General features: G+C 72.1%; 2 pseudogenes. One reads left to right on the plus strand and one right to left on the minus strand.

The features are described 5' to 3' along the window. Positions 1–190: pseudogene (locus D3D02_RS18910) on the minus strand (hypothetical protein); the annotation flags it as partial. 79 nt (positions 191–269) lie between these two features. On the opposite strand from D3D02_RS18910, the pseudogene D3D02_RS18915 reads away from it, so the two are divergent. Beyond that, positions 270–526: pseudogene (locus D3D02_RS18915) on the plus strand (di-trans-poly-cis-decaprenylcistransferase); the annotation flags it as partial.

The following is a 526-nucleotide window of genomic DNA, read 5'->3' on the forward strand; positions in this document are numbered from 1 at the left end:
TGAAGAGGAACGTCCCCCCCTGCGCCGAGGCGGTCTCGCCCATCCAGACGACCAAGGCGAGGGTGACGACCAGCGCGACGAACCCGGCGGCCAGCGCGCCGAGCGCGGCGTACGCGCGCATGGTCCACGACTCGGTCGCGCGGAACGCGTAGGGGATCGCGCCGAACACCCCGCGGTAGCTGTCTGCCATCACCCGTGGTAGGCGCGTCGGCGAATTAAATCCCTCGTCGGCGGGAAGCCATTTATACGCGCGGCCGGATCGACTCGACGTGGGTCTCTACGACGCGTACCTCGCGACGCGCCACCGCCTCCACGACGCCGAGCCGCCGGCGCACGTCGCCCTCGTGCTCACCGAGCGGGACCTCCTCGCCGACGGCGCCTTCGACACGCTGTCGTCGGCGATCGGCTGGGCGTTCGAGTACGGCGCGGAGCGCGTCACCGTCTCGGTCTCCGTCCTTGACCGCGCGGTCGCCCCGACGCTCGTCCGGGAGCTTCGCCGGCTCGACGCGCCGGAGCGGACCGTGGT

The organism is Halobellus sp. Atlit-38R (assembly GCF_003665925.1).
GTDB classification, from domain to species: domain Archaea; phylum Halobacteriota; class Halobacteria; order Halobacteriales; family Haloferacaceae; genus Haloquadratum; species Haloquadratum inordinatus.